This is a genomic window from Paenibacillus residui (genome assembly GCF_042677205.1).
Taxonomy (GTDB): Bacteria; Bacillota; Bacilli; order Paenibacillales; family NBRC-103111; genus Paenibacillus_L; species Paenibacillus_L residui.
In genome coordinates, this window is the sequence record NZ_JBHTIU010000015.1 from 1 (window position 1) to 2,362 (window position 2,362).

At 40.8% G+C, this 2,362-nt stretch carries 3 protein-coding genes; all 3 read right to left on the reverse strand.

From position 1 onward, the window contains the following. Positions 1 to 133: 133 nt before the first annotated feature. The 3 genes from ACFQ03_RS05135 to ACFQ03_RS05145 all read right to left on the reverse strand — a co-directional run bounded on the left by ACFQ03_RS05135 (position 134) and on the right by ACFQ03_RS05145 (position 2,214). Entirely contained in the window at positions 134 to 1,135 is a 1,002-nt protein-coding gene (locus ACFQ03_RS05135) for a DUF4003 family protein (protein ID WP_379286555.1), read from the reverse strand. Positions 1,136 to 1,363: 228 nt separating this feature from the next. Then, the gene (locus tag ACFQ03_RS05140) at positions 1,364 to 1,663 is read right to left on the reverse strand and encodes an antibiotic biosynthesis monooxygenase family protein (protein ID WP_379286557.1); all 300 of its coding nucleotides are present in this window, start codon (positions 1,661 to 1,663) and stop codon (positions 1,364 to 1,366) included. Positions 1,664 to 1,668: 5 nt separating this feature from the next. Continuing rightward, positions 1,669 to 2,214 carry an NUDIX hydrolase gene (locus ACFQ03_RS05145; protein ID WP_379286559.1) on the reverse strand — a complete coding sequence of 182 codons (546 nt, stop codon included), beginning with the start codon at positions 2,212 to 2,214 and terminating at the stop codon, positions 1,669 to 1,671. Between the last annotated feature and the right edge of the window lie 148 nt (positions 2,215 to 2,362).

A 2,362-nucleotide genomic window follows, 5' to 3' on the forward strand; every position in this document is an offset into this window, starting at 1 on the left:
CGGCATATTTGCCTTATTCACCCCTCAATTGGACTCAGAATGACTGCTTATTTCCGAGCCTCTATTTAAAACTAAAAACTCAAAAGGGATCCGAACGCCATTTGGATCCCTCTTTATACCGACACCTGGAAAGTTAATTGCCGCCTCCATTTGATGAGCTTGCTGCGGCTACAGCGCCGGCAGATATAACGGCTATCATTGCTGCTTGCTGCGCCTGCAGGATAGTCTGGATGCTTGTGGCAATCCCAACGGATAATACACTATTATCTGCAATGATTTGTTGTACATATAACTGAATAGCTACCAGCAGACTCATGTCTTTATACCAACGGAATAATTTGCTTTCGTTAAAATGTGAATATGCCTTGATTACATCTGCGAGCGTATTTTCAGGTGTATCTATAAGCGCTAAAACTCCCAATGCCGGATAGTGCATGCCCTTAATTTTAACTTTTTCACTTTGGAATGCTTCTAAGTATCGAGCAGTCGTTTCCGCAAGCTGTACTCTTCTTTCCGGCTGCCCTTGAGTTAATATATGCGATAAAAACTGTAAGTCATTTCCTTTTCTAAATCCATGTTTACTTAGAAAGTCATAGAAATATTCAATATCTTCCATTAATGAATCAATGGAACGATTACTTTGCGATAATAATACGGATAGAGGATAATCGTCAGAGGAGGTTAGAAAGAAATGTCTGCTTCTAATAGCTTTGTAAATTTCCATTGCACGCTGGGCCTGCTCCGCCAGATTTCCATTCTCCTTTTTATGAGTTAGCAGAGAAAACGCAGATAAATAAGTATAAGGCCCTTTTCGAAACTTATTATTCGTTAATACTTCATAGCATTCTTTTAATTCACTGTATGCTTTATACGGGTCCTCAAATTGTGTTATGAGTAAGGCTGCTAATATGTAGCGTGTATTATATGGAAGTGATGAAAACCAACCTTCTTCTCTCTTTATAAAATCAATAACGTATAAGTAAGCTTTAGGGTCAAAATCCCGCTCAGTCGACATAAACTGTGACGTTATGCTCATTCGAACCCTTTTATCCACACTCCAACTAATTGAATGGGTTAATTGATCGAAGATCTTTGTAAATTGATCCCGTTTCTGTAAGATGGTCTCTTGAAACATGGTTCATCCCCCCTGTGCCTGTTAATTTGTAATACGTTCTAAATAGGAAATGGTTTTATATTGTCATAAAAACTTTCTTACATTATTGAAAGGACCTGCCTACCCGTTTCGTAATGATCCTCGATAATTCTCATCAACTGCCTGGCCATATCCTCGGTTGATTGACGGTTCTCCTCCAGGCTTATTTTTGACCGGTCAGTCTCCTGACTAACGACCCACTCCCATTAATCATCCCAGATCGATGCCCCTATAATGCTCAACTACTGGAAAAGGATTATTATAGAAATGATGCAATAAAGCTTTCCATTCCAAGTATTCCTTCGACCCTCTAAACCCTTCGGTATGATCCTCGAGAGTTTCCCATCTAACCAGCAAAATATATTTGCTTTCTTCCTCTATACACTTCTGCAGCTCATGAGAGATATAGCCTTTCATTTTTGAAATGATGCCGGAGGCTATTTTAAAATTACGTTCAAATTTATCGGCCAACTCCGGGATGACATTCAATATGGCAACTTCCAGAATCATGCGGTCTACCTCCCATGTCCAGTCAGCATTCCCCTTAAAATGACTTGCAATAGAGCGAAGGTTAGTTCCGGGTCTGAAATTTCATTCGCTTTAATTAGGTTTAAGCAGTCCTTTACTTCTACACGTAGAACCTCAATGCTTTCGTGGTTCTCCAACCGCTGCAAGTCAGGCGGCGATACTTCTTCTGTATAGAATACATGGGTCATTTCATTGCTTCGCCAAGAAGAGGACCACATTTTACCCAGATAGATAACGTCACCGCAGGAATACCCCGTCTCCTCTAGAAATTCTCTCTTGGCTGCCGATTCCAGGCTCTCCCCTGCGTTAACACCCCCGCCCGGAAGCTTGATGACAGAGGACTGTACCGCTCTCCTGAATTGTTTAATAAGAATGAAGCAATCTTCATCTTTAGCAAGCATAACTACAGATTCGTTATTCGTTTGAGTATAATACAATTTACCATATTTATCCTCATAGAGGGTCCATCCTTCTCTCTCCAATAAGACATTGGTCTCTTGCTTGTCCGCGGGATGGTTCGGAGTCAGCTTCATAACATGGGTACTCCCCTCTATTCTATTAGTTTGGATAAATCCGAGAGCTTCATAGAATTTTGCGGCTGCTTCATTATCCGTTCTTAAACTACCACCTGCTCAAAGCAGGTGGATTTAGACATAAATGTCGACGACTAAAGTCGTAGCG

Excerpts from the sequence above, each read along its gene's own strand:
- ACFQ03_RS05145 (WP_379286559.1), bottom strand. The coding sequence starts at position 2,214 with ATGAAGCTGACTCCGAACCATCCCGCGGACAAGCAAGAGACCAATGTC.
- ACFQ03_RS05135 (WP_379286555.1), bottom strand. The coding sequence starts at position 1,135 with ATGTTTCAAGAGACCATCTTACAGAAACGGGATCAATTTACAAAGATC.
- ACFQ03_RS05140 (WP_379286557.1), bottom strand. The coding sequence starts at position 1,663 with ATGATTCTGGAAGTTGCCATATTGAATGTCATCCCGGAGTTGGCCGAT.